The 25,746-nt window shown below is 49.2% G+C and carries 22 protein-coding genes; 19 read left to right on the top strand and 3 right to left on the bottom strand.

What is annotated here, in order from left to right:
- The first annotated feature begins 160 nt into the window (after window positions 1–160).
- Genes MKY92_RS23790 through MKY92_RS23775 form a run of 4 tightly spaced genes read left to right on the top strand, consistent with a single transcriptional unit; the run spans window position 161 to window position 8,232 of the window.
- Window positions 161–3,514: a glycosyl hydrolase gene (locus tag MKY92_RS23790; RefSeq protein WP_339297866.1), complete on the top strand. Its 3,354-nt coding sequence runs from the start codon at window positions 161–163 to the stop codon at window positions 3,512–3,514.
- A 12-nt stretch (window positions 3,515–3,526) separates the two neighbouring features.
- The gene (locus MKY92_RS23785; protein ID WP_339297865.1) at window positions 3,527–5,143 is read left to right on the top strand and encodes a glycoside hydrolase 43 family protein; all 1,617 of its coding nucleotides are present in this window, start codon (window positions 3,527–3,529) and stop codon (window positions 5,141–5,143) included.
- 32 nt (window positions 5,144–5,175) lie between these two features.
- Window positions 5,176–5,997, top strand: a complete 822-nt coding sequence (locus MKY92_RS23780) for a polysaccharide deacetylase family protein (protein WP_339297864.1) — start codon at window positions 5,176–5,178, stop codon at window positions 5,995–5,997.
- 57 nt (window positions 5,998–6,054) lie between these two features.
- The gene (locus MKY92_RS23775; protein WP_339297863.1) at window positions 6,055–8,232 is read left to right on the top strand and encodes a glycoside hydrolase family 88 protein; all 2,178 of its coding nucleotides are present in this window, start codon (window positions 6,055–6,057) and stop codon (window positions 8,230–8,232) included.
- A gap of 198 nt (window positions 8,233–8,430) precedes the next feature.
- On the opposite strand, the gene MKY92_RS23770 is transcribed toward MKY92_RS23775, so the two are convergent.
- Window positions 8,431–9,306, bottom strand: coding sequence for a DUF72 domain-containing protein (locus MKY92_RS23770; protein ID WP_339297862.1), 876 nt, complete (start codon window positions 9,304–9,306; stop codon window positions 8,431–8,433).
- Between the two features lie 232 nt (window positions 9,307–9,538).
- Between MKY92_RS23770 and MKY92_RS23765 the strand changes: the two genes are divergently transcribed.
- From MKY92_RS23765 to MKY92_RS23745, 5 genes are all read left to right on the top strand, one after another.
- Window positions 9,539–10,282: a methyltransferase domain-containing protein gene (locus MKY92_RS23765; protein ID WP_339297861.1), complete on the top strand. Its 744-nt coding sequence runs from the start codon at window positions 9,539–9,541 to the stop codon at window positions 10,280–10,282.
- A gap of 27 nt (window positions 10,283–10,309) precedes the next feature.
- Window positions 10,310–11,293 (top strand): MBL fold metallo-hydrolase, encoded by a 984-nt coding sequence (locus MKY92_RS23760; protein ID WP_339297860.1) that lies wholly within the window; start codon window positions 10,310–10,312, stop codon window positions 11,291–11,293.
- Between the two features lie 198 nt (window positions 11,294–11,491).
- On the top strand, window positions 11,492–11,908 hold the full coding sequence (locus tag MKY92_RS23755) for a hypothetical protein (RefSeq protein WP_339297859.1): 417 nt from the start codon (window positions 11,492–11,494) through the stop codon (window positions 11,906–11,908).
- Window positions 11,905–12,948: an FAD:protein FMN transferase gene (locus MKY92_RS23750; RefSeq protein WP_339297858.1), complete on the top strand. Its 1,044-nt coding sequence runs from the start codon at window positions 11,905–11,907 to the stop codon at window positions 12,946–12,948. The genes MKY92_RS23755 and MKY92_RS23750 overlap by 4 nt, the downstream gene beginning before the upstream one ends.
- Window positions 12,949–12,984: 36 nt before the next feature.
- The gene (locus tag MKY92_RS23745) at window positions 12,985–13,638 is read left to right on the top strand and encodes a ferric reductase-like transmembrane domain-containing protein (RefSeq protein WP_339297857.1); all 654 of its coding nucleotides are present in this window, start codon (window positions 12,985–12,987) and stop codon (window positions 13,636–13,638) included.
- 161 nt (window positions 13,639–13,799) lie between these two features.
- On the opposite strand, the gene MKY92_RS23740 is transcribed toward MKY92_RS23745, so the two are convergent.
- Window positions 13,800–14,366: a phosphatidylglycerophosphatase A gene (locus MKY92_RS23740; protein WP_091037633.1), complete on the bottom strand. Its 567-nt coding sequence runs from the start codon at window positions 14,364–14,366 to the stop codon at window positions 13,800–13,802.
- 188 nt (window positions 14,367–14,554) lie between these two features.
- Between MKY92_RS23740 and MKY92_RS23735 the strand changes: the two genes are divergently transcribed.
- The 9 genes from MKY92_RS23735 to MKY92_RS23695 all read left to right on the top strand — a co-directional run bounded on the left by MKY92_RS23735 (window position 14,555) and on the right by MKY92_RS23695 (window position 23,233).
- Complete coding sequence (locus MKY92_RS23735) at window positions 14,555–15,610, top strand: GerMN domain-containing protein (protein WP_091037631.1); 1,056 nt, start codon at window positions 14,555–14,557, stop codon at window positions 15,608–15,610.
- Window positions 15,611–15,729: 119 nt separating this feature from the next.
- Entirely contained in the window at window positions 15,730–16,485 is a 756-nt protein-coding gene (rph, locus tag MKY92_RS23730; RefSeq protein WP_017692572.1) for a ribonuclease PH, read from the top strand.
- A gap of 1 nt (window position 16,486) precedes the next feature.
- The gene (locus MKY92_RS23725; protein ID WP_017692573.1) at window positions 16,487–17,110 is read left to right on the top strand and encodes an XTP/dITP diphosphatase; all 624 of its coding nucleotides are present in this window, start codon (window positions 16,487–16,489) and stop codon (window positions 17,108–17,110) included.
- A gap of 353 nt (window positions 17,111–17,463) precedes the next feature.
- Window positions 17,464–18,306 (top strand): STM4015 family protein, encoded by an 843-nt coding sequence (locus MKY92_RS23720; RefSeq protein ID WP_339297856.1) that lies wholly within the window; start codon window positions 17,464–17,466, stop codon window positions 18,304–18,306.
- A 21-nt stretch (window positions 18,307–18,327) separates the two neighbouring features.
- The gene (locus tag MKY92_RS23715) at window positions 18,328–19,581 is read left to right on the top strand and encodes an STM4014 family protein (protein ID WP_339297855.1); all 1,254 of its coding nucleotides are present in this window, start codon (window positions 18,328–18,330) and stop codon (window positions 19,579–19,581) included.
- Entirely contained in the window at window positions 19,574–20,359 is a 786-nt protein-coding gene (locus tag MKY92_RS23710) for an STM4013/SEN3800 family hydrolase (RefSeq protein ID WP_339297854.1), read from the top strand. Before MKY92_RS23715 ends, MKY92_RS23710 begins: the two co-directional genes overlap by 8 nt.
- 47 nt (window positions 20,360–20,406) lie before the next feature.
- Window positions 20,407–21,795 carry an STM4012 family radical SAM protein gene (locus MKY92_RS23705; protein WP_339297853.1) on the top strand — a complete coding sequence of 463 codons (1,389 nt, stop codon included), beginning with the start codon at window positions 20,407–20,409 and terminating at the stop codon, window positions 21,793–21,795.
- Window positions 21,792–22,652 carry an STM4011 family radical SAM protein gene (locus MKY92_RS23700; protein ID WP_339297852.1) on the top strand — a complete coding sequence of 287 codons (861 nt, stop codon included), beginning with the start codon at window positions 21,792–21,794 and terminating at the stop codon, window positions 22,650–22,652. The genes MKY92_RS23705 and MKY92_RS23700 overlap by 4 nt, the downstream gene beginning before the upstream one ends.
- A gap of 176 nt (window positions 22,653–22,828) precedes the next feature.
- On the top strand, window positions 22,829–23,233 hold the full coding sequence (locus MKY92_RS23695) for a methyl-accepting chemotaxis protein (RefSeq protein WP_339301894.1): 405 nt from the start codon (window positions 22,829–22,831) through the stop codon (window positions 23,231–23,233).
- A 147-nt stretch (window positions 23,234–23,380) separates the two neighbouring features.
- Here the strand turns inward: MKY92_RS23695 and asnB are convergent, their stop codons facing one another.
- Window positions 23,381–25,225, bottom strand: coding sequence for an asparagine synthase (glutamine-hydrolyzing) (gene asnB / locus MKY92_RS23690; RefSeq protein ID WP_339297851.1), 1,845 nt, complete (start codon window positions 25,223–25,225; stop codon window positions 23,381–23,383).
- 193 nt (window positions 25,226–25,418) lie between these two features.
- On the opposite strand from asnB, the gene MKY92_RS23685 reads away from it, so the two are divergent.
- Window positions 25,419–25,718 (top strand): hypothetical protein, encoded by a 300-nt coding sequence (locus tag MKY92_RS23685; protein ID WP_339297850.1) that lies wholly within the window; start codon window positions 25,419–25,421, stop codon window positions 25,716–25,718.
- Window positions 25,719–25,746: the final 28 nt, after the last annotated feature.

Here is a 25,746-nt window from a genome sequence, read left to right as displayed (position 1 = left end):
TTGATCCGTGAACGAAATTTCATCCAACTTTCTGGAAATTATGGCTTCCTGAATATGGTTTTTGATGTATAATCATAACGAAACAAACCTATATGAACTGAAATGAACGTTATTGGTAAAGTTTAACGATCACTCTTGAACATGCAGGGAGGAAGGCAACATGTGGAACGGGGATGCTTTTGAAAATCCCAAGGCGCAGTACAGGGTCCATCCCTTTTGGTTCTGGAACGGGGATATGGAAGAAGAGCAGGTTAAGCGGCAGGTGGCTGAGATGGCGGCGCAAGGTGTAGGCGGATTCTTCATCTGTCCGCGTCAGGGACTACAGATTCCCTATCTCTCTGAAGCATGGTTTGATAAGGTGCGGATTGCAGTGGAAGCGGCGGCTGCTCACGGCATGCAGGTATGGTTATATGACGAATATCCCTATCCAAGCGGGATGGCTGGTGGGGAAGTGACCCTTGATTTTCCTGAAGCGAAGCAGCGCCAGCTCGTGCATCATCAGTTGGTGGTTCAGGGCGGAGAAGCTGTGGATCTGGAGTTGCCATGGGGACGAGTCTTGGTTGCCAAGGCGATTCCCAAGGATGCACAGGGCAAACGGTTGTGGCATGAATCCATTGACTTGCGAAATAAAATCGGCAATATCCAGACGGACCAGGTGTATCAGGAGACAGGGCTCACATCGTATAACCGTAAGCGGTTCTTCACCTACCGAACAGCATTCCGCATGTTGTGGGAAGTTCCGGCAGGTGATTGGGAGTTGATTATATTTCAGGAAAAAGAGATCGATGATTTCAAATATTACGGCAACTTTGTTGATCCTTGCCACAAGGAAGCGATGAGTCGTTTTATTGAACTGACACATGAGCGTTATAAGTCAGCGGTTGGAGATCAATTTGAAAGCGTGATCAAAGGTATGTTCTCGGATGAGATCGCACCACTGGGTCGTATCCCCTGGTCGCCAAACCTTCCCCGTTATTTCAGTGAGCGTTGTGGTTATAGTCTGATCGATTCGCTACCGGCCCTGTTATATGGTGATGTTCCGGACGCGCATCGTATTCGGTATGACTATTACCAGTCACTGCACCTGCTTCTCCGGGAGTCTTATCACAAACAGGTGCATGACTGGTGTGAGGAAGCAGGAATCCAGTATGCGGCTGAAGTGCCTGGCGTACGGATGACCACCCAGTTGTTCAGCCATATGCCAGGTGGTGATTCGGCACATGAGAAAATCGGACGATCCTTATCGTGGATTCTGGAACGATACGGTCAAAAGATGCGTGACAATCCCAAGATGGTCAGTTCGCTTGCCCGGCAATTGGGCCGAAGCCGCAATCTGATTGAATGTTTTCACAGTGTGGGCTGGTCGATGACGCTACAGGATGCCAAGTGGATGATCGATCGAATGGCCGCCATGGGTACCAATTTTTATAACTTTCACGCCTTTTTCTATACGATTGGTGGGCTGGCAAAGCATGATGCACCGCCATCTCAATTTTTGCAGAATCCCTATTGGAAGCATTTCCGGCAGTTGGGGGATTACACCGGACGTTTGAGCTATCTCATGAGCACCGGAGCAGCAGACATTCGTATTGCCGTGCTTGACCCAACGACGACATTCTGGAGTCTGATGGGTAATCCGCTGCATGGATTTGAGTATAGCGGCGAAGACGAAGAAGAACGGGTGCAACTGAATCGTCTAACGAAGGACTGGATGAGGATCACGACACATCTGCTTGAAAACAGACGTGACTATGATCACCTTGATCCCGAATTGTTGGCTGAAGCTGACTTAACGGATGGCATCATTCAGATCGGCGTTGCCCATTATGACGTACTGATTCTGCCACCGATGCTGAATCTGGAGGCCGCGGCCTGGGAACAGGTGAAGCGATTCGTTCATCAGGGAGGGACCGTCATTTCTGTTGGGATGCCTCCACATATTGCGATTCAGCCGGGAAGTCCGGAGGGAGATGAAGCTACCCAGTTCTTTGGTGCGGGCGAGCAGCCGCAAGAGGTGTACTGGGGCCGTGGAGGGGACACGGGTCACGATAACCGTGAAACCATGTGGCATCAAGGTGAGGGGAATGCTTATTTTCTACCCGCAGGAACAGGGCAAGGAGATGACTTTTCGCTGGAGCTGATCTCTCTCCTGCTCGATCAGGTATTGCCGGAACCTATCTGCTGGATTATGGAGGAGGAGAGCGCCTCCCTGTTGATGCACACCCGTCAATTGTCCGATGGGGAGCATATGGTTTTTTTGACCAATCAGGAGGGTCAGGACCTGAAGGGACAGTTGAAGCTGGTCACCAGACAGCTGTGGGATGGAACGGAGCTGGCAGAGGGTGCTTGTCTCGTGGCAGAACGACTCGATCTGGAGACAGGACAGCTTCAGACATTACCGTATACGAGCAGTGGAGGGGAATGTTGTATTTCACTTACGCTGGCGCCTTATGAAGCACATGCTGTTCGTCTTACTTTACAACCTGCGAAGGAAGAGGCATTAACAACGAAGGTGGATATAACAGACAAAACGGGTTCGACGTTCAGAGCGGATGTTTCGGCAGGGGCGAATCAAGCCTGTAAGATCAGAGTTCCTTCGGAAGGGCCATGGCGACTGGAAACGGTGCAGTCTAACATTTTGCGAATGGGACAATTCCATCTTCAGGCTTCCAATGCTAATGGAGTGATTCTGGAGAGTCAGCATGTAGCTGTAAAACCGTTTATTGATCAGGCGGCAGAATTATCGGAGCAGCAGCATCTGCCAGTCCAGTTTAATCAGGTATTTGGCACACCCAAGAAAGCATCCGTAGCCTATCCCATCGAATGCCGATATACGACCACATTTGAGCTGAGAACGGCATTGCCTGCATGCCTTCTATTCATGGACAGAGCGGCGATCTCAGGCATTTGGTCGATGGAGATTAATGGGTATTTGCTTGAAAAAGAACAATTCGATCCAATCGAAATAACCGACCACAATAACATCGCTTGTGATATCACGGAGTTGCTGCACAGCGGTCTCAACGAAATGACGGTGATTGTGCAGGTGACGAAAGATGAGGATGGCATCGTGGATCCCTTGTATCTACAGGGAAGATTCGGTGTGGAATTCCATCATGAAGGCATGGTTTCGCTTGTGCGAGAGTCGGACACGGCCCTTCGTATCGGGCCTGAACCTCAGCCTCTGTATCCCCATTATGCCGGGGAAATGAGTTATAAACGCACGTTCTGGCTGGATGAACCAGAGGAAGGTGTTGCCTCGTTTGAACTGGAATTTGGCGATTGGCGTGTGCAGGATGTGGTGGAAGTGCGGGTAAACGGACATAGCCTGGGTGTAAGATGCTGGTCTCCGTATTGCTGGAAGGGGGAGACCTCCTGGTTGCGTCCGGGAGACAACGACATTGAAGTGCGGATTACCAATACGTTGATTGGCCTGTTGGAAGGCACTTATTTTGATTCAGAACATCATCGATTACAGGATGCAGGTCATGTACCTGTTGAAGAATTCAGATGAAGGAGTGGAAGTATGAATACAGCTCAATCTGACCAACAAAGACTGGACCCGGTCTGGGTCGCAGATCAGGGTGACGGTACATACCGCAATCCGATTCTGCATGCAGATTATTCGGACCCGGATGTGATTCGTGTAGGAGATGACTTCTATATGACGGCCTCCAGTTTCTCGCATACACCGGGCCTACCTATTCTACATTCGAAGGATCTGGTGAATTGGAAACTTGTCCGATATGCCATAGAACGGCTTGAACTGCCAGGATACGATGTACCTCTTCATGGCAAAGGCGTATGGGCACCCAGCATTCGGTATCATGACGGAAAGTATTGGATTTTCTTCAGCACACCGGATGAGGGCATCTTCATGACTACGGCGGATCACCCTGAAGCCGAGTGGTCACCGCTGCATCTGGTTCATGAAGTGAAGGGCTGGATCGACCCTTGTCCCTTATGGGATGAGGATGGCCAAGCCTATCTTGTGCATGCTTTTGCCCATAGTCGCAGTGGAATCAAGAGCAAAATCCAAGTGTGCCGGATGGCTACGAATGGCAGGAAGCTTCTGGACGAAGGCATGATCGTCTTCGATGGGACCGAACATCATCCGACCATTGAAGGACCTAAGTTCTACAAGCGCAATGGGTATTATTATATCTTTGCTCCGGCTGGTGGTGTAAAGCCGGGGTGGCAGACGGTTTTGCGTTCCCAACAGGTATTTGGGCCATATGAGGATCGAATTGTGATGCATCAGGGATCTTCCTCTGTGAATGGGCCTCATCAGGGAGGATATGTGGAGCTGGAATCGGGGCAGTCCTGGTTTATTCATTTTCAGGATCGGGATGCGTATGGCCGAATTGTTCATCTACAGCCGATGACGTGGACGGAAGACGGCTGGCCTGTCATTGGAATTGACTCTGAGGGAACGGGAACAGGGGAACCTGTTGATGTGCACATCAAACCAGATGTAGGAGCAGCGTATCCGATCACTGTACCTGAGGTATCCGATAATTTTCAGGCTGATCGTCTGGGGCTGCAGTGGCAATGGCAGGCGAACTCCCGTCCTGAATGGGCTGAGGCAGGTACAGAAAGCGGGATCGTATTGCGTGGTCATCCATACCCGGAGGGCGTTCAGTCTTTGTTTGGTACACCTCATCTTCTCTTGCAGAAGCTGCCTGCCTCTGAATTTGAAGCGACAACCCGACTCACGTTCCTGCCTGGACAGGAAGGGGATCAGTCAGGTCTCATCATGTTTGGTGATTCGTATGCAAGCCTGTGCCTGTTACAGACAGAAGACGGAACCATTCGGTTATCGCTGATTCGCGGAGCCAAACGCGAAGACAGCCATCTGCATGCAGAAGAATGGGAGGAAACGGGACTGGACTGGGAGGGCCAGGGTTCGCAGGCAACCGGCTGGACCATTCATCTTCGGCTTACCCTGACAGAACCTGCTTTGTGCCAGTTTAGTTGGAGTGCGGACGGAGCTGAGTTTCAGACGATGGGTACACCGTTTAGCGCAACAACAGCCCTTTGGGTTGGAGCGAAGATGGGTATCTATGCTGTAAACACACGGTTTGCGAATCGTGGAGGTCAGGGTGTTTTTCACTATTTTAACGTGAAGGAAATTCAGAAATAGGGAGCAGGAAAAGAAGCAGAAGGAGGAGCAAGATGGGACATCGTATTCAGTTTGACCGCTATCCAGGTGGTGTGATGAAAGCGTTAACGCTCAGCTATGACGATGGAGTGGTGCATGATCGCAGACTGGTGGATATCTGTAATCGGTATGGACTGCGGGGAACATTTAATCTGAATTCCGGTACCCTGGGCAATCCAGGCCGCATCGAGCCGGGGGAAGTCGCGGAACTGTACGCTGGACATGAAGTAGCTGTTCACACCGTTACTCATCCTACACTGCCTTATGTTCCGAATGAATTGCTGACCGAAGAGATTATTGAGGACCGAAAAGCGCTGGAGAAGCTTGTCGGTTATCCGGTACGAGGCATGGCTTATCCCAATGGAGGGTACAACCGTGCTTTAAGTACAAAGCTGGAGTGGCTTGGCATCGATTATGCTCGTACTGTTGAATCTCATGGCAGATACACATTGCCAGATCGGCCCCTTGAATGGCATCCGACCTGTCATCATAACCATGATCTGGCGGGGCATGCCAAACGTTTTATCCAACATTCCAAAACAGGTACGCCACTATTGCTCTACGTCTGGGGTCACAGTTATGAGTTCAATGACAATGATAACTGGGAGATCATCGAACAGTTTGGTGAGCAGATTGGGGGCAGGGACGATATCTGGTATGCCACGAACATCGAAGTGATTGCCTATTGGAAAGCGGTGCAACGACTGGAGTGTTCGGCCGATCGCTCCATCATCCATAATCCGTCTGCCATCCCGGTTTGGTTCACAGCGGATCAGCAGGTTGTTGAAGTGCAGGGCGGAGAGACGTTGCGGCTAAGCGAACGAATCAAGGTATAAGGAAGGGAGCTGACGATCATTCGTTATTTTCATGAGAACGAGGCGATTGCAGGCAAGGTGTACGATTCAATTCCGGATATATTGACTACGGTGGCTCAGCGTTATATTGGTGATCATCCGAAACATTCCTTTTTGTTCAGAGCTTATCATCAGGGAGGTTTTCGCAGGCTAGGGGACTATCGTTACGACCTGAATCTGAATGAGAAATGCGTAGAGGCGCGTGCAGGGCAATACGTGTATGTATGGGGCAAGTTATGGAGCGAGCAGAATGCAACGTTAAATACGGGCCTGAACTGTTATAGTCCAGTGACGATCTATGTGAACGGCGAAGAGGTATTCAAATCCGAGCTGTTGCAGGAATTATTCCCCGAGCGAAGAACCCAGATTCCGATTTCCGTGAATTATGGCTGGAATGATGTGTTGCTTTGTTTTGTCAAAACAGAAGTGGGATTCGGCGGGATCTACGGAACAGCCTCTTTCAAAAATTTCCCGCTGCACTTCCTCACTCCTGGGACAGATCGTCAGGGACAGGAGGGATGGTTATATTCGGAACCTGTCGATGAACCTGTATTATCTCTTCCTCATGACGGTATGACGGAAGAAGAAACGGGCCTTTCCTGGTATCCGCGCAGGGGCTGGACAGACGAGGAGCGGAGCATGGGTTCTTTTGCCCGAATCTTTGGTCCAGAACAGCCCGCTGTGGCCTACGCATGGTCCAAACTGGATGTAACCTTGCCAGGATCAACGCCAGTTATTTTAAAAGGCCGTCATGAGGGTGCTTTGACCTTATATGTGGATGGCACGGAAATATACTCTGCTGGAAGTAGCGGTAACTTTCACGTTGAACTCCCACGCCGTTACGGTTCCTCGGATTTGGTCGCAAAAGGTGAAATCCAAGCACTTGGTGGCTCCTGGGGGTTCACTTTGGAAGATGCAGAGCGTTCGGGTTCCACAGGCTGGAGACTGAAGCCTCCTCATCCGGTTGCGGGATGCACGGACCCCTGGCTGTACACAGGTGTGTTTGCTCCCGGCGCTGAGCCATCCCACGCCGATATTGTGCGAACAGATACCGTATTTGATGATGGCGCACAAGGGGTGTATTGGCGAGTAGATCTTCCCGATACGCATGTTCGTCCCTATCTGGAGAACACACATTACGGAAAGTGGAATTATCCGCTTGGTGTTACCCTGCTTGGACTTCTCCAGACGGGACAGGAATTGGGACGAGACGATTACATTCAGTATGTGCGGCAACATATTGAACTGAGTACTTCATTTGACCGCTATGGTCTGTGGGATCGGGAAGGGTACGGTGCAGCGGGAATCAATAATCAACTGTCTGCCATCGACAGTCTGGATGATTGCGGTTCGTTCGGATCTACGCTGCTTGCGGCGATGGAGTTTGGCGATATTCGTGGGGGAAGAGATACCGCGGACCGGATTGCGGGCTACATTACGGATGAGCAGGAACGTCTGGAGGATGGAGCCTTTTACCGAGTTCGGGGCAGTGGGGAGATGCGACAGGAGACGATGTGGTGTGATGACTTGTACATGAGTACACCTTTTCTGATGCGTTATGGTCAGTTGACAGGAGATGCAACGTACTGGGACGATGCAGTCAATCAGTTCCTGATGTTCCGTAAATACCTCTACCTTCCCGAACAACAGATCATGTCCCATGTGTATGATTTTGTGCGTGGTCGGGCGACAGGTATTCCGTGGGGACGGGGTAACGGCTGGGTGCTATTCTCCTTAACCGAACTGTTGTCCATTCTGCCGCATGATCATGTGAAACGGTCGGAACTATTACAGTTCTATCGTGATTTAAGTGAAGGTTATTTAGCGTTGCAAGGGGAAAATGGACTATGGCATCAGGTGCTGAACCGCCCGGATTCGTATGAAGAAACCTCCTGCACATCCATGTTTATCTACGCTTATGCCCGTGGAATTCGGGAAGGGTGGCTAGAACAACCGGAGCCTTATCTGGAGGCCGTACGCAAAGGATGGGAAGGCATGACGCGCTTGTCGATTGACTATAAAGGTAATATATACGGGGTATGCCGCGGTTCCGGGTACTCGTTTACCGCCTTGTATTATCGCGATGATCTGGGATGGAATCTGAACGATACCCATGGGATCGGCATTGTGCTCTTAGCAGGCATTGAATTGTATAAAATGAACCAGCAGCTCTCCAAGGCGTCTGTCGATTCTTCGGTTACGGCTGCGCAGCGCTAGTGCTTGACGTAACAGAACGGATATTTGCGGATAGCCTTCAGTAGGTAGAGAACGAGCTGAAAAAGCGGCAAAGCCCCAGGGCTTGCCGCTTTTAGTATGTTTCCAGTTTCGAAACTGATCTGCAAGATAGCAATGATATATATGATAGATACACTTACCTTCACGCAATAATATGAATAACTGCATCGTTAGCGCGGATCAAAATAATTCCAGCTGCTCTGGTCCTTCTTCCTGCTCAGGCTCAGAACGGTCAGGAAAAAGCTTCACTGGCAGGTCCAGCAGGTCCATCATCATCTGGGCATTCGCCGCTGCATCGCCACCGGAGTTGTTATTAAAAATAACATAGACATCCTTGCTCTGCTCCTGCAATTGCTCCAGATAACCTTTCCACTCCAACAGCTCTTCCTTGTTGTAACGGTACAGGTAACGGGTCTCGCGCCAATTGGGCGCACCATTCTGATGCCACCCGGACACATTGCGTCCGTGCATGCGAACCAACGTCATCTCCGAATCCGTGGCCTGTGGCACGATAGGAATGGAACCTAAACCCGCCTGAGGTTCGTCACAGACACTGTGAATCCAGCCTTGCTCTTTCAGGAACGCAAGCGTTCGCTCGCGCATGTCATCTTCATACCAGCTGCGATGACGGAATTCCAGGGCACACGGAATGCCCTCCATTCGAAGTTTCACTTCACGAAGCTCATTGACATTGTCCTTATTGCACTCAAACCAAGGCGGATATTGAAACAAGGCTGCCTGCATCTTGCCAGCTTCAATGACAGGCTCCAGTGATTCCCGGAAAGCCTTATACATCTCCGATGTGCTGGTGAAATATGGTTTGCCTCGCAGAGTTCCGGTCATTCCCTGATAGGCTTTGATGATAAAAGCAAAGGATTCGGGCGTCTCGGCAGCCCATCGTGCCATTCGATCCCGCGGTTGAACGGCGTAGAAGGAACTATCCACCTCTACAGTGGAGAAGTATTGACCGTATAGACTGAGCTTGTCTTTGGCTTTGGTACGGTGCGGATAGAGATCTTCCTGATCCCCCCATCCGGTAAGTCCGATGCGAATCATAAGAACACCTCCTGTTGCTTTTTGAACAACCTCTTATAATTAACCGATTTACAGGCATATGTCTAACATTATATCGTGTGCATTTTGGCTCTTCAATGTTGGAAACTTACTGGAATTTTTTGAGTTTGCAGAATAAAGACGTTACAATACATTAAAGCTAGGGGAAATGATGAGGCCTGAACAAAGCGTACTACAGATAGAGAGCCAGTGACCAAGTGGAGGGCGAGAATGGATGACGGAATGGTATGAAAAGAGTTTTGGAGAAGATTATCTGCTCGTATACAAGCACCGGGATGTGCAGGGTGCCTATCAGGAAGTACATAAAATGATCAAATGGTTGAAGCTTGAGCCTAACTCTGAAGTATTGGATCTATGCTGCGGTATGGGACGGCACTCATTGGCACTTGCTGATGCGGGATTACGAGTGACCGGGGTCGACCTTTCTGATGTGCTTTTGCGCGAAGCCCGACTAATGGACACTGAACACCGAGTATCGTGGTGTCTTGCGGACATGCGTGAACTCCCGCTGAAAGGTGGCTTCGACGCCGTAGTCAATCTGTTCACATCGTTTGGTTATTTCCTTGAGGACGGAGAACAATTGAAAGTATTACGTGCCATTCATCGCATGCTTCGGCCGGGTGGCAGCTACATTATTGATTTTATGAATACCGCTTATGTGACTCGTCATCTGGTTCCGCACTCCGTCCGAGAGGATGAAGGACAGCGAATTGAGGAGTTCCGCAAGATTGAGGATGGATTTGTGCAAAAGGAAATTCGTATTACGGATACCACATCCGGGCATGAACCACGGGTATATCAGGAGCGTGTGAAGTTGTACACACGGGATCAACTGAGTCAGATGTTAAGTGCCGCCGGACTCCGGGTAGATCAGGTACATGGTGGCTATGACGAAGAGAAATATGACGAGCAGACTTCTCCGCGCATGATTTTTGTGGGTCGTCGTCCTGTGGAGTGAACAGAGACAGTCTGGAAGGGGGATAACATGAAGCGCACAGAAGAGATGTCCATGACAGAGGGCATACACCGGGTCAAGATCAGCATGTCGTTTCCCTTGCGATGGGTGAACAGTTATGTGTTATCAGAACCGGGTGGAAAGATAACTATTATAGATCCGGGACCGCGTAATTCGGAAACAGAACAGGAATGGAGTGAAGCGCTGGCAGATCTCGGCCGGACCTTTAGCGATATTCGTCAAATTGTACTGACCCACCATCACCCCGATCATCTTGGGTTGTCGGGTTGGATGCAACAGATGACGGGCGCACCCGTTCGAATGTCCACACGCTCCCGCCAAGAGGCCGATTATATGTGGGGACCAGATTCACGCATTAATACAATATTACCTGATTATTATGGTCGTCATGGTATGCCGGAAGACAAGACTGAGCAGATACATGAACATATGAAGGCATTTACTTCGCAGATCACGCCACTTCCGAATGTCTCACCCATTGAAGATGGCGAGTGGCTTAATATGGGCGGGAAACGTTGGGTTGCTGTGGAGACGGGTGGACATGCCCCAGGCCATTTATCCTTTTATGCGCCGGAGTCCATGGAGATTCTGTGCGGAGATGCAGTTTTGCCACAGATTTCACCGAATATCAGTCTGCAACCCGGCAGTGACCCTCAGCCATTATTGTCTTATATGGAAGGATTGCAACGTCTTGGGGAGCTGAACGTCAAGCAGGCGTATCCGGGCCATCGGAATCCTTTTGCCCAGTTCAGCGAACGGACAGTTCAATTGCTGGCTCATCACGAGGAACGTCTTCAGAAGATGACGGAGCGAATTCAGGAGTCACCGGCGAATGCTTATGACATCTGTGTGTACATGTTTGGCAATCGGCTTGGTACCCATCAACTGCGGTTTGCCATGAGTGAGACGTTGGTCCATTTGCAGGAGTTAATTCGACGCGAAGTAATGAAGCAAGAGCAGCAACTGGATGGCATGTTCTATTTTAAAATCTAAACGGAATGATGATATCGATATGAAATGATAATGCGATCTTATATAGAGGCTCGGAACAGGGAATTCACCTGTTCTGGGCCTTTTTAGCCTCTCTTAACGGTTCATTCATCTATTTTTAAGCCAGCGCGCCTATGATACATCTATGAACTTCGCTAGGGCGTGTCTTGAGACACACCCTAAAGAAAGCAGGGAAGAGCGATGACCAGAAGAAAACGGAATCAATGGAGAAAATGGCAAGCTTCAGCGGCAGCAACGTTGACTGTGGCTGCACTTTTTCAATATGTAAGAACTTCGGATGCCTTTGATGTGGCCTATGCAGCAGCAAATGGCACAGATACAAATGTTACTGCTTCAAACCAGGTGAATACGCATGATGATGTGATGGATGAATGGATCAACAGTACAACAGACAGCAACAACTGGAACACGCAGGACAATGACAATAATGATAGTCAATATAATGGAACATCTGATAGCACACAAGCAGCTGGGCCAGATCAGAGCACGAGTAACGAGGGGAATTATTCAGATTCTCAGCGTATCGGGCAAAATAACCAGGGTACAGACTCCGGATACAGCAGTGGCAACTATCAGTCACGTACAGGTGCGTCATGAGCCGCACGGAGCAAGTTGCTCGTCCGCTCCGATTTCAATTCCGTGCGATGAACACGGATGTTGAAGTGCAACTGTCCGCTGGGCAGGAAGAAGCTGAACATGCAGCAACCGTGGTGAAGAATTGGTTTGAGACGCAAGAGCAGCGCTTTAGCCGATTTGTGGCAGACAGTGAACTGAATCGTCTGAATCATGCAACCGGATGGATACCCATCTCCGCTGCGATGGATGAAGTGTTGAGTCTGGCCTATGGATATATTGGACTGACTGAAGGGATTTTTCAACCGGGTATCTCGCAGGCTCTTCAGGCTTCGGGATATGATCTAAGTTTCGAGAAGGTGCAGCAACGACAATTGCAACGTCCATTGCTTGAACGCATATTGCGAACGAGAACACCTGAATCATCAGGCGGGATGGAAGATCGATATGACCACAGCCGTCCGAGCTGGATTCAGCGGGAAGGTAGTCGGATGGTTCATCTGGACCCTGGAGCTGAGTTGGACTTGGGAGGCATTGTTAAGGGCTGGGCAGTGGAGCGTATCGCAGACTGGTTACAGCGAACGTTGCATATTCCGGCGGGTTTGATTAACGCGGGTGGAGATACCCAAGTATGGGGCACATCAGACCATCCCCAGTGGACCTTGGAAGTAGCAGATCCTTTGCAGAATCAGGGTGCTGTGTCGGGAGCGATCCGTTTACAGCGAGGAGCTGTTGCCACTTCGGGTATTTCCCGCAGACAATGGCAGAATACGGATGGAAGCTTTGCACACCACCTCATTGACCCACGGACGATGGAGCCGGCAGATACGGACGTATTGCAGTGTACGGTTCTGGGACAGCATGCTTCGCAATGCGAGATCATTGCCAAGACGGTCTGCATTCTGGGGAGTGCCGAAGCCGTGGGCTGGTTAAACCGACATTACGATCGGCATGACATCCTGTGGATGACACGGGATGGGATTACTTATTTTAGAGGGAATACGGATACGCTCGCTGAGCACTGGCCCGGTTTTGATCCGGATCATCGCTTCAGTCTGATTTAAACGGGGACAAGTCTAACAGATATGGGGGAGCCGGTTATGGCACAATGGATTGTAGATTATCTGCCAACGTGGAATATCATTCGAATTAGTGGGATTGCTGCTTATGTGCTGCTCTTTGCCGGTGTGTTTCTGGGCATTGCTCAAGGGATGCCGATGGCCAAAGGCAAACCGAAAGCAGCCATGTTCAAATGGCATACCCGAACGACCTGGCTCGCCTTCGGACTTGGACTTGTGCATGCGTTGACTTTATATATTGATCATTACAGCCCATTTACCTGGGGAGAACTTCTGATTCCTTTTACCGCCTCCGTGCATCCGATCGGCAGTGGTCTGGGAACGTTAGCCTTCTACGGATTAGTGATTGTCCTGTTATCCAGTGATCTGCGGAACAAGCTGGGCCGTAAATGGTGGTTCATGTTCCACATGTTGTCCTACCCGATGTTCATTGGTCTGCTGGTTCACGGCATGGTGACGGGCACAGATTCTGGCAACATCATCATGCGGATGATGTATGTATTTACCGGACTCAGCATCTTCGGTATCACGGTGTTACGTGGCATGTTGCGAGAGCGCAAAGGCCCGGAAATCACGATTGGACCGAAACGGGCAACATCTGGTTCACCTACCGAGCAGAATTGGGTTGAAGGTTTTGGTTTGGTGGGAACGGTACGACCTAAACATCTGAAATAATAACATGTGGATTATCCAATATGTATCGTTACACATGCAAAAGAAGCGGCCATCAGGCCGCTTTTTCCATGAACAGTTATTTTATCGAACATTTATTTCACGAAGCATCCATACACATGTCCAATGTTCCACATGGCTTCAGATATGAAACGAGTTACGTATTATACAGCGTCATCACTGACAGGTTTTTCTCCCAGTGCTTCTTCAAGCTCGGATTGTTTGCGATGGGCGATCCGACTGCTCGCTGCTGATGCAATCGCACCGACAATATCATCGAAGAACGTGTGGACAGGGCCCAGGCTCTTGTCATTCAGTCGTTCAAGCACCCCTGGCTTCAGCTTGTCCACATAACCATAATTCGTAAATCCAATGCTTCCATATACATTGACGATGGAGAATGCCAAAATCTCATCCACGCCATACAGTCCTTCATCGTTCTCAATCATCTCCTGCAAAGGAGATATGAGCTGCCCCTGTTCTGCCAGAATATCAAGCTGAATACCCGTCAGAACAGCGTTCTGTACCTCACGTTTACGGAGAACCATCTCCACATTTTCGATACATTCTTCCATCGTAAGACCTGGATAGTATTTTTTCTGCAATAACATGACCAGCTCTGCGATCTCAGGGATCGTGACGCCCCGCTTATGCAGCCATTCCCTTGTTGCCTCCGCCACTTTGCGGCTATTCAGGCTGTAAGGGATTTTTTCTTGCTCAGGATGTTCCATGGGCGATTCCTCCTCTGAAGTTAGCAATGTCCCTACTCTTGCTTCCTAATACGTTATTAACCTGTTTTACGTTTCTTAAAGATAATATATAAGTTTTCAGCGAAGCGATTATCTTTTAGTTATTTTTTGGACAAAGGCTCGTATACATGGTAGTACAAACTGTAAAAATGATGAGGGGGAACGTGATCATGAGAAAGATCCAATCTTTGCGTACGGTATCGGCAGCAGCGCTGCTGAGTATTCCTATGGTATTGTCAGGCTGCGGCATGTTTGGAGCACAGTCTTCCGAAGCTGTTGATCCACCACCGCCTATTCAGGAAGCAGCCATGATTCAAGCAGCCGAAGGGAATGGTGCGCTCGCAACGCTCCCATTAACGACGGTATATCTGCAAGACCAGCAGGGGCTGCTCGCTCCGGTATCCCTGACACTTCCTTCTGGAACAGACGCCAGCAGTCCAAAGACAGCACTGGATACACTTGTCACAGGCGGGGCCTATGCGGGTATGTTGCCTGAAGGATTCCAGGGTGTTCTCCCGCAGGGAACGGTTGTGCAGAATGTAACGATTCACGCGGATGACAAGCTGGCGGTTGTTGAGTTCTCGGGTAATTTTGCCAAGTATGATGCGAAGGAAGAACGGAAAATGCTAGAAGCTGTCACGTGGACATTGACGGGAACGCCTGATGTGGAGAATGTGCAGATCTGGGTGGATGGCAAAAAGTTAACGCAAATGCCGGTAAACAGTACGCCGCTGCCTGAACCGCTGAATCGGGCTGTGGGAATCAATCTGGATCTGGGTGATACGTTTGTGACCAACAGCAGCCCGGTAACGGTCTATTTCTCCGCTGCTTCACCAGCAGGCATCCAATATTATGTTCCGGTGACACGTCTGGTTACACCTGGTGAAGATCGGGTGCAGGCAGCATTGAACGAACTGATCAAGGGACCTGACAAAGGCGGCGAACTGGAAGAAGTTATGACAGGCGGAACGGAGCTGCAATCGGTCAAAACCGCCGAGGATGGCACGGTAACGGTTGCCTTGAAAGATGATATGTTTGCCGAAGGGGATATCGTGCCAAGTGAGCTGTTACAGTCTGTCGTATTAACCACTGCGGAGAACACAGCAAGCAAGGACGCCAAAGTACAGATCGAATGGAACGGCCAAAAAACGGTCATGGGTGATGACAACAGGGATTATAGTGCGCCGGTTTCCAAGCCTGAATATATCAACGAAATTCCGATTTAATGAACGAAGAAATGCTTAAGGATGCTTTTAACCGAACTCTTTGGTAAAATATAAGGGATTCGTAAAAGTGTGAACAAGCTCAACATTACAGGATGCTTAAGTCGTAGGAGGCAGAAAATATGAGATCAAACGGACGAACCAGCGAACAGCTGCGCCCGCTGAATTTAACAGTGAACACGAATAAATACGCCGAGGGCTCTGTACTGATTGAAGTTGGAGATACAAAGGTGATCTGTACAGCTACAGTGGAGGAACGTGTACCTCCCTTTATGAAAGGGCAGGGTAAAGGCTGGGTAACAGCGGAATATTCCATGTTGCCACGTGCAACACATACCCGGAACCAACGTGAAGCCAATCGTGGCAAATTAACTGGACGCACCATGGAAATCCAGCGTCTGATTGGTCGGGCACTTCGCTCGGTAGTTAATCTGCAGGCTCTTGGTGAGCGTACGATTACCTTGGACTGTGATGTCATTCAAGCTGACGGAGGCACACGCACAACGTCCATTACCGGTGCGTTTGTAGCGCTGGCGCTTGCCGTGAACAAGATCTCCCAACAGCACAAACTGCAAGTGTTCCCGATTACGGATTTCATTGCCGCAGTAAGTGTGGGTGTTGTGGGTGAACAGCCTGTACTGGATCTGAACTATGATGAAGATTCCAAAGCCAAGGTGGATATGAACCTGGTGATGACAGGCGGCGGTAAATACGTCGAGCTTCAGGGAACAGGTGAGGAAGCACCATTTGATCGCCGTGAGCTGAACGCCATGTTGGAACTGGGCGAACAGGGAATTCTGGAGATGATCGAGCGTCAAAAAGAAGTGCTCGGACCGATTGCGCTCAAGATCGGCGCGCGTGGATTAGGGGAAGCTTAAGATGAGTTTGGACAGCCCAATCCTCATTGTTGCAACCCGCAATGCGGGTAAAGTCCGTGAATTCGCTCATGCTTTCGCACCGCTTGGCAAAGAGGTCAAGAGCATGTTTGACTATCCGGAGCTACCGGATGTGGTAGAAGATGGCGTAACGTTTGCGGAGAATGCCTGGAAGAAAGCCAAGGCGGTTGGTGATGCGCTTGGATTGCCTGTTCTGGCAGACGATTCAGGACTTTGCGTAGACCTGTTGGATGGTGAGCCAGGGGTATATTCAGCGAGATATGCAGGCGAGGGAGCAACGGATGCACAGAATAATGCGAAGTTGCTGGAGACACTGGAATCGTTAAAATCCGGTGAGGACACCGAACAGCCGCTACTAAGTCCGGCTCGTTTTGTATGTGCGTTGGTACTGTACGATCCGACAACAGGTGATAAGTATGAATCAGAAGGCACTGCGGAAGGCTGGATCACGGCTCAAGCTGCAGGTGCTGGCGGTTTTGGATATGACCCACTCTTCTATGTACCTGAATACGAGATGACGATGGCAGAGCTGACGCTTGAGCAAAAGCAGGCGATTAGCCACCGTGGTCACGCGCTGAGAGCGCTTGTATCCAGACTTGAAGGCTGAGATTAAACGGAACAGAACATCTTGATTTAACTTCATGATATGTGAACATCAAAGCGTTAATGGAAGGACAGAAGCATTCCGATGGGATGGTTCGCCCGCCATTAACGCTTTTTGTATGAAATGAAGTATTTGATCGGGTTTGGTGAGGTCCATCCATATACCTAATGGTGAGGTCTATTTTCTGTGACTATATAATAGAACGTATGTTCTTATACCTATATGAAAATTAGTTTACGTTGCACGATTGGGAATCTCATTGGGACTGGAGTTGGAGGAAGTTGCAAGCCTTGTGTGGTATGGGTTAACATTCAAACTAACGAATCACATATGACCTTAAACGGAGGGATCCACTCATGCAAGAAGTGAAGCTTGTTGTATCTTACGATGATTATGAGGACGGCATTCGTATGGAAAAGTTAATTAAAGAACTGGCGGCTAAACCGGAGGCCAGCTCATTGGAAAGTCTGGTCATCGGAGATTGGGGACAGGCTTATGAAAATTCGCCTGATGAGTTCATGGGTACGCTCGTCGAGTCGGCTCCAAGCTTTCCGTCATTGAAGAAACTGTTTATTGGAGATATGGGATTTGAAGAATGTGAAGTATCGTGGATTATCCAGACAAATCTCACACCACTGTTAGGTGCCTTTCCAGAATTAAAATCATTCTCTGTAATGGGCAGTAGCGGCCTCAGTCTGGAACCACTCCAGCATGCCAAGCTTGAAGAATTGATTATTATTTGTGGTGGGCTGCCGAAAGACGTGTTATCTTCAATCACCCATGCCAAGTTGCCTGAATTGCGTAAACTGGAATTATATCTGGGTGTGGATAATTATGGTTTCGATGGGTCACTTGAAGATATACTCCCTTTGTTAGAAAAAGGATTATTTCCAAAGCTGGTTTACTTGGGTCTGAAAGACAGTGAAATTCAGGATGAGATTGCCAAAGCAGCAGCTGAAGCACCTATTCTGGATCAACTTGAAGTACTGGATCTATCGCAAGGAACGTTGTCCGATGAAGGGGCTGAAGCGTTGCTTGCCAGTGACAAGATCAAGAAACTGAAACATCTTGATCTAAGTTACCATTACATGACCAATGAAATGATCAGTCGCTGGAACCAATCGGGTATATCTGTAGATGTTAGCGACCAGCAACAGAGTGATGAGGATGACTGGCGTTATCCATCCTTAACGGAATAGTTGATGTCAGGTGTAAAGGGAATGAATGAAAGACTGCACCAGCCAATAGATGTGTATGATCTAACGCAAGATCAGCCCTTTTTATTGATCGGAAACCCTGATAACCGACGAACACAAGGGCTGCAAGAGGCTAGGCATAGATTGGGTTTGAAACCTGCGGTTGTACTGCCATATGCTCAATTGCTCCAGAATTGGAGACAGGGTCGAACCATCGCTGATACAGTAGATTCCAATCTGCCCGTACCCCTGATTCGGATTGATGCTCCTGGTGAGGAGTGGGAAGTGGAGCGTGACCTACTGTTCCTTGGAGCTGTGAACGATACGTCACCGACAACATTAACGGGTGAAATGGGAGCAGAAGAATTTTCCGCAGAACAGGCACTTGCGCTGGAACAGGAGTGGGGAAGAATCTACGCTCCTGCTCAGTGGTTCCGTGGCTGGAAAGCATGTCTGGATCTAATCGGCCGTGAGTCTCGGGAAATATGGCCTGAAGTCCGATTCATGAATGATCCCGCCGATATCCAATTGATGTTTGACAAGAGAACATGTCAGCAACATCTATCTTCACATGGAGTTGATGTACCTCCGGCGCTTCCAACTTCGCAGCCAATCCGCAATTATATGGACCTGCGTAGCTCAATGAAGGCTGCCGAGATGCATCGTGTGTTTGTGAAGCTTGCGTGTGGCTCCGGGGCTTCAGGAGTTGTTGCCTATCAAGTCAATCCCCGAACGGGTGATGAAATCGCTGTAACAACGATGGGGATGGAACAGAGACAGGGCAAGACGATTTTCTTCAATGAAGGACGTCTACGCAAGTATACCCGCAGTGAAGAGATTGCTACGCTGATGAACTGGTTATGTGCAGAAGGTGCACGGATTGAACGATGGATGCCCAAAGCCACGGTTGATCAGCGGGCCTACGATATTCGCCAACTGGTTGCAGGTGGACAGGCAGGTCACGCGATTATGCGGCTGAGCCGTACGCCGATTACCAATCTGCATCTGCGTAATGAACGTATGCTGCCTGCTGAAGCAGGGCTGGATGAACAGCGGATGTCGCTGGTTAGGACGGCAGCGCAAGCAGCCATGTCTGCATTTCCCAACTCGTGGTCAGCCGGGATTGATGTGATGCTTACTAGTGGTTCGAATCCGCGTGCTTATGTGCTGGATGTGAATCCGTTTGGAGATCTGTTATACAGGGTTGAGCATCATGGCCTCGGAACCTACGAGTGGGAAATGGAACTTTTACGAAAGGAGCCTATTCAACATGCCTGATATGAACACCATCGTGGGCTCCCATGATCTGTTAATGATTACGCTGGATACGTTACGATATGACGTTGCCAAGCTGGAAGAGGAGAATTGTCCTAATCTATGTGGTTCGGGTTCGTGGGAGAAGCGTCATACCCCGGGAAGTTTTACATACGCGGCGCACCATGCTTTTTTTGGTGGTTTTATGCCGACACCTGCCAATACAGATAAGGAATCTCATGTAAGGCTATTTCATTCCCGGAATACCGGACTCAAGACACATCCGCACACCTGGCTGTTTGATACACCGGATATCGTATCCGGGTTTGCAGCTGAAGGTTACCGTACCATCTGTATTGGCGGCGTCATCTTTTTTACGAAAAAAAACCCGCTTGCAAAAGTATTGCCCGGTTATTTCCAACAGAGCTACTGGCGAATGAACTTTGGGGTAACCAACCCCAAATCAACAGAACATCAGGTACAGCATGCATTAAAGTTGCTTGAACAGACAGCGGAGGATGAAAGGATATTTATGTTTTTGAACGTGTCTGCCATTCATGGCCCCAATCGTTACTTTGTAGAAGGAGCGAAGGAAGACTCCGTGGAGACTCAGCGAGCTGCACTTCGATATGTAGATGAGGCTCTTGGACCATTGTTCGAGGCGATGAGGAAACGCGCTCGGCCTGCGTATTGCCTGGCTTTTTCCGATCATGGTACAGCTTACGGTGAAGACGGGTATCAAGGACACCGGCTTGCGCATGATGTCGTCTGGACGGTGCCTTACCGTGAATTTTTAGTATAGAATGTATTGATCTTATGAGGACAACAACCGGAGACAGGAGGAAACCGATGGAGAAACATTTACAACATACAACAACAGGCTATTCCACACAGTCCGGATCCAATATAGCTACAAGTCTCAGTGAAGTACGGGCATTCCCTTATCGTTCTTACTTATACTCGTATCCGCACAAGACCGCCTATCGGGAGCTTGACCCACCACTGCCGTTAGGGCCACTGTGGGAACGAGAAAATACCGATACGTATTTTTTATATATGCATATTCCCTTTTGTGCTGCTCGTTGCGGATTCTGCAATTTGTTCACACTGCCGGATCGACGGGATGATACACATGAACGTTATGTGGATGCGCTGGAACGTCAGGCGAAGCAATGGGCACCCATTACATCTCGAAGGCCGTATTCGAGGTTTGCGATTGGTGGAGGAACGCCTACATTATTGAATGAGGTTCAGTTGAATCGTCTTTTTAATATTGCTGAACAGGTGATGGGGCTGGACCCTGCGCAAGCATCGATTTCGGTGGAAACGTCGCCGGATACCGTTACGGATGCCAAGCTGGCCATCATGAAGGAACGAAGTGTGGATCGTATTAGTATGGGCATCCAGAGTTTTATTGAAGCTGAAGCATCTGCCATCTATCGTCCACAAAAACCGCAGGAGGTCGAACGAGCGCTTGAGAAGCTTACTCGGTATGATTTCCCATTGTTAAATCTGGATCTGATCTATGGTCTGCCAGGGCAAACGGTGGAATCGTGGATCTATTCATTGGAAAGAGTTCTGGCCTACGAACCGGGCGAAATCTTTATTTATCCCTTGTATACAAGGGAGAATACAATCGTGAAGCCTGATGATATTCGCCGTCAGGGACCTGACATTCGGATGGAGCTGTATAAAGCTGCACGTGAGATTTTAAAAAGTAAAGGTTATGTTCAGTATTCGATGCGCAGATTTGCCAAAGAACAGTCGTCCTCCAAAGTGCTTCTGCCTTATAGCTGTCAGGAGGAGGGCATGGTTGGTCTGGGATGTGGTGCACGCTCTTATACGAGTGAAGTACATTATGCTTCCAAGTACGGCGTGAGTTACAAGGCCACACAAAGCATCATTGCCGATTATGTGGCAACTGAGCGCTACGATGTAGCGGATTATGGCATCGTGTTAAGCTGTGAGGAACAGAGACGTCGCTTTATTCTGAAAGCCTTGCTGCATCGGGAGGGATTGACGTTGTCTGACTACCAACAGCGCTTTGGTACCGATGTGATGTCCGACTATGTCTGGTTGGCTGAACTGTTGACAGAGGGCATGGCGGAGTTGGAGAGCGATGAGGGCAAGCAGGTGCTGCGTCTGACAGAAGAAGGACTGGGTTACTCCGATGCGATTGGAGATTGGCTTATATCTGCCGAAATTCGTGAACAGATGGAAGGGTTTGTTTTCTCATGAGAGCGACTTTGTATTATCGGGGGAAGTTGTCTTCCTGTAATTACGACTGTCCCTACTGCCCGTTTAGCAAAACGGTGGATTCCAAAGAGACGTTGGAAGTGGACGAGCAACAATTGCGTCAATTTGTGAATTGGGTGAGGGAGCAGGAAGTTGAGGGACACCAATTTTCGATATTCTTCAATCCCTACGGTGAAGCTTTGGTGCGTCGTTGGTACCGGGAAGCGATGGTTGAGCTGTCACATATGCCACATGTGGATAAAGTTTCAATTCAAACCAACCTGTCCGTCAAACTGGATTGGGCGAGGGAGCTGGATGCGAACACAGCAGCCTTTTGGGCGACGTATCATCCTCGTGAGACAAAAGAGGCTTCTTTTGTTAAACAATGTCTGACCTTGCGTCAGATGGGACTTGCTTTTAGTGTCGGTACTGTCGGACTCCGTAGTGCTTTCCCCGCAATTGAGTCCATGAGACAGGCTTTGCCGGATGATGTGTATATGTGGGTCAATGCCTTCAAAGATCGGCCCAAGTATTACACACCGGAAGAGATTCAGTTTTTACGTGGGCTTGATCCGCTTTTTGAAGGTAATCTGCAGGATTATGAGAGCTTGGGCAAGCGATGTGCTGCCGGTTCGGAAGTATTTTATGTTCAGGGGTCCGGGCATGTGAAAAGGTGTTATAAGGATCGCCGTATCATTGGACATCTGTACCGCGATGGTTTGCAGGCTTTGGCCGCGGATCGGCCTTGTCGCATGAAAAAATGTGGCTGTTACATCGGTTATATCCATATGGAAGATTCCCCGTTCAGGGAAACGTTTGGCAGCGGGCTGCTTGAACGTAATCCGGTATTGATTCGTTGACCGGCATTTCATATTTAGCTATTCCACTGGGGAGCTGGAATATGTTTATTTGTTTCTAAACCACATATCAGCGTAACTTCAAACGCATCTTTTAGTATAGGCAGGATCAGACCTTTGGTTTGGACTTGCCTTCTGGAAGGTGTTTTTTTGTTTTACCGGACTAGAGTTAGTGTTTGGTGGACAGCATATCGGAAATATCAGCACAGACGAATCTCCTATCCCTTAATGCCGCTATTGAGGCTGCACGAGCTGGCGAACAGGGAAGAGGGTTTCAGGTTGTTGCTACAGAGGTTCGGAAGCTGTCTGAGCAGTCTGCGCTTTCTGCTAATCAAATTGTTCCATTTGTGGAATCGATTGAGAAGGGAATGCGAAATGCTGCTGAATCTATGGGAGTTGTATCCGCAGAGGTTCAACAGGGGATTGCACTTGTTCACCAAGCGGGAGCTGCTGGAACAGAAGAAGTGAGTGCATCCTCAGAGGAGCAGTTGTCTGCGATGCAGGAGATTGCTTCCGCAGCCAATGATCTCTCCTTGATGGCAGAGCAGTTGCAACAGACCGTCAGTCGTTTCAAAGTGCAATAAATTGAACTGAGTGGAATGTGGATGAAGAACGAGCGCATACGTACAGAGATTCTTATGAAAAAGTAATAAAAGGGTGTCCAAACACAGTAGTTACTGTTTGGGCACCCTTAAATAATTCACCTTGCTTAATCAATGCATAACGTGATTTTAACGAATAGCAACTTTATATGTCCGCAACCATGTATTGATCTGAGTCAGATAAGCAAATAACTGGGGACCCGACATTAACTGTCCGAACCAGGGAAGATTGGAAGCTGCATCTGGTGAAGACGCAAGGTTCCGGATCTGATCTTTGTCGATCAAAGGCAAAATAGGTGATGTGGGATCATCCAGGATATCAAGTACCTGTTGTTTGACCGCGGCCAGATATTGTGGATTATGTGTTTTCGGATACGGACTCTTTTTGCGATATAACACATCGTCAGGCAGGACACCTTCGAGTGCTTTACGCAGAATACCTTTTTCCCGTCCGCCCGTTATTTTCATTTCCCAAGGGATGTTAAACACATACTGGATCAGACGATGGTCACAGTAAGGTACCCGTACTTCCAATCCTGCCCCCATACTCATCCGGTCTTTGCGATCCAGAAGTGTAGGCATGAAACGTGTAATGTTCAGGTAGGACATCACCCGCATTTGTGCAGCTTTACCTGTTTCCCCATCCAACAGAGGCACTTCAGCCACTGCATCCGAATAGCGGTCTGACAAATAATCGAGTGGCCGAATCCATTCCCGAATATCCGGGGATAACAACGCTGCTCGCATATCAGGCGCTACAGACCACGGAAACGTACCGGAGTTCAGCATATCTTCTCGATGGAACCAGGGGTAACCGCCAAACACTTCATCCGCTGCTTCGCCTGAGATGGCAACCGTAGCCCCTTTTTTGATTTCTTTACAGAACAAATAGAGCGAAGAGTCTACATCCGCCATACCTGGCAGGTCCCTTACTAACATGGCCTGTGTCAGAGCATGAACCAGTTCTCCGTTCTCAATCTCAATCCAGTGATGGTCGGTCTTGAGTTCATCCACCATTCGCTTAATCCAGGGACCATCTGCACCCGGCTGAAAGGAATGCGCCTGAAAATGTTTGGCGTTATCCACATAATCGACAGAATACGTACTGATTTGGCCTTGCCCGGTCCGGTTGTAATAATCCACGGCTAATGCAGACAAGGCACTGGAGTCCAGTCCTCCTGATAAAAGAGAGCATACTGGAACATCCGAAGCCAACTGGCGCTCCAGTGTATCTTGCAAGAGAGAGCGTACCTCGGCTGCCGTCTCTTCCAGGTTATGTTCGTGGTTCTGGCTTTCCAGTTTCCAGTAGGCATAGGTTCGGATACCGTTTCGGTTATAGATCAGCGCGTGCGCGGGCTTGAGTTCGCTCAGTGAAGAGTATACGCCGTGTCCTGGTGTACGTGCAGGCCCTACGATAAACACTTCGGCCAATCCTTCCGGGCCAACAGCGGCTTCCACATCAGGGTGAATAAGCAGAGCTTTGGGCTCTGAACCAAATACGAGAGTGTCTTTGTTATTACTGTAGAACAGAGGTTTCACGCCAAGGCGATCTCGTGCGATAAAAACCTGTTCGCGTCCCCCGTCCCATATGGCAAAAGCAAAAATACCGTTAAACCGGTCAACACACGCCGGTCCCCACTCAATATAAGAGGCGAGCAACACTTCCGTATCACATTGCGTGCGGAACTGATGCCCCCGCTGGAGTAATTCCTTTTTCAACTCGGGTGCATTGTATAGTTCTCCGTTATACACGACGGTATAGGAGGTATCTCCCTGTAACGCATGCATGGGCTGTGCGCCGTTCTCGGGGTCCATTACACTAAGACGCCGATGTCCAAAGGCACAAGGATTGGAGATCCATGTACCTGAAGCGTCGGGCCCCCGGTTCGACAAGCTATCCGTCATACGGACCAGCAGCTCTGATTCCTGGGTCAAATCCCGATTCCACTGTATGAAGCCGGTAATACCGCACATGGTTTGTTCATCCTTTCTTGGTCGAGTCATTCATCCGTATGGCTGCTTAGTTACTGGCAACCAGCAAATGTTGTCTTTTTCGTCAGAGGTCGTAACAAATATATGCCGAAAGCAGGCATAAAATGTCTGTCCTCTTCGGAAACTAGTTCTAGGAACAACGGCCTCAACATGCCTGTGAAGGAGAGAACATGCAATGGACAGTAGGAAGTATTATGTGTCTGTCATGGGCCGCTCCGTTATTCCGGATCCGTCGGTAACATCGTATGAATGGGTCATTCAGGCAACGCCGCAGGAAGCGGAGCAATTACTGGGACTGCTGAGCCTCATGCAGGAAAAGGAGGAAGAGGCCTTTCCTGGCATGGTATTCCCATGGCCAGATACACCGGAGGAGTCCGTAAACCGGGCGTATGAAACGGTATTACAACAGGTGTATCGGGAGATTTACCGATTGGGCACACCAGAGACACGATACCAGATTGAACAAAGTACATGATAAGCACATAGGAAAAGGAGCGCGATGA

The organism is Paenibacillus sp. FSL R5-0623 (genome assembly GCF_037974265.1).
GTDB lineage: Bacteria > Bacillota > Bacilli > Paenibacillales > Paenibacillaceae > Paenibacillus.
Note: the sequence above shows the minus strand (reverse complement) of the source record. Positions and strands in the feature narration are given on the sequence as shown.

Coding starts and splice junctions, on each gene's coding strand:
- MKY92_RS23710 (WP_339297854.1), top strand. CDS start 19,574: ATGCCTGATATGAACACCATCGTGGGCTCCCATGATCTGTTAATGATT.
- MKY92_RS23725 (WP_017692573.1), top strand. CDS start 16,487: ATGAGTTTGGACAGCCCAATCCTCATTGTTGCAACCCGCAATGCGGGT.
- MKY92_RS23755 (WP_339297859.1), top strand. CDS start 11,492: ATGACCAGAAGAAAACGGAATCAATGGAGAAAATGGCAAGCTTCAGCG.
- MKY92_RS23760 (WP_339297860.1), top strand. CDS start 10,310: ATGAAGCGCACAGAAGAGATGTCCATGACAGAGGGCATACACCGGGTC.
- MKY92_RS23780 (WP_339297864.1), top strand. CDS start 5,176: ATGGGACATCGTATTCAGTTTGACCGCTATCCAGGTGGTGTGATGAAA.
- MKY92_RS23765 (WP_339297861.1), top strand. CDS start 9,539: ATGACGGAATGGTATGAAAAGAGTTTTGGAGAAGATTATCTGCTCGTA.
- MKY92_RS23785 (WP_339297865.1), top strand. CDS start 3,527: ATGAATACAGCTCAATCTGACCAACAAAGACTGGACCCGGTCTGGGTC.
- MKY92_RS23705 (WP_339297853.1), top strand. CDS start 20,407: ATGGAGAAACATTTACAACATACAACAACAGGCTATTCCACACAGTCC.
- MKY92_RS23720 (WP_339297856.1), top strand. CDS start 17,464: ATGCAAGAAGTGAAGCTTGTTGTATCTTACGATGATTATGAGGACGGC.
- MKY92_RS23715 (WP_339297855.1), top strand. CDS start 18,328: ATGAATGAAAGACTGCACCAGCCAATAGATGTGTATGATCTAACGCAA.
- MKY92_RS23685 (WP_339297850.1), top strand. CDS start 25,419: ATGGACAGTAGGAAGTATTATGTGTCTGTCATGGGCCGCTCCGTTATT.
- MKY92_RS23790 (WP_339297866.1), top strand. CDS start 161: ATGTGGAACGGGGATGCTTTTGAAAATCCCAAGGCGCAGTACAGGGTC.
- MKY92_RS23770 (WP_339297862.1), bottom strand. CDS start 9,306: ATGATTCGCATCGGACTTACCGGATGGGGGGATCAGGAAGATCTCTAT.
- MKY92_RS23735 (WP_091037631.1), top strand. CDS start 14,555: ATGAGAAAGATCCAATCTTTGCGTACGGTATCGGCAGCAGCGCTGCTG.
- MKY92_RS23700 (WP_339297852.1), top strand. CDS start 21,792: ATGAGAGCGACTTTGTATTATCGGGGGAAGTTGTCTTCCTGTAATTAC.
- MKY92_RS23750 (WP_339297858.1), top strand. CDS start 11,905: ATGAGCCGCACGGAGCAAGTTGCTCGTCCGCTCCGATTTCAATTCCGT.
- MKY92_RS23745 (WP_339297857.1), top strand. CDS start 12,985: ATGGCACAATGGATTGTAGATTATCTGCCAACGTGGAATATCATTCGA.
- asnB (WP_339297851.1), bottom strand. CDS start 25,225: ATGTGCGGTATTACCGGCTTCATACAGTGGAATCGGGATTTGACCCAG.
- MKY92_RS23740 (WP_091037633.1), bottom strand. CDS start 14,366: ATGGAACATCCTGAGCAAGAAAAAATCCCTTACAGCCTGAATAGCCGC.
- rph (WP_017692572.1), top strand. CDS start 15,730: ATGAGATCAAACGGACGAACCAGCGAACAGCTGCGCCCGCTGAATTTA.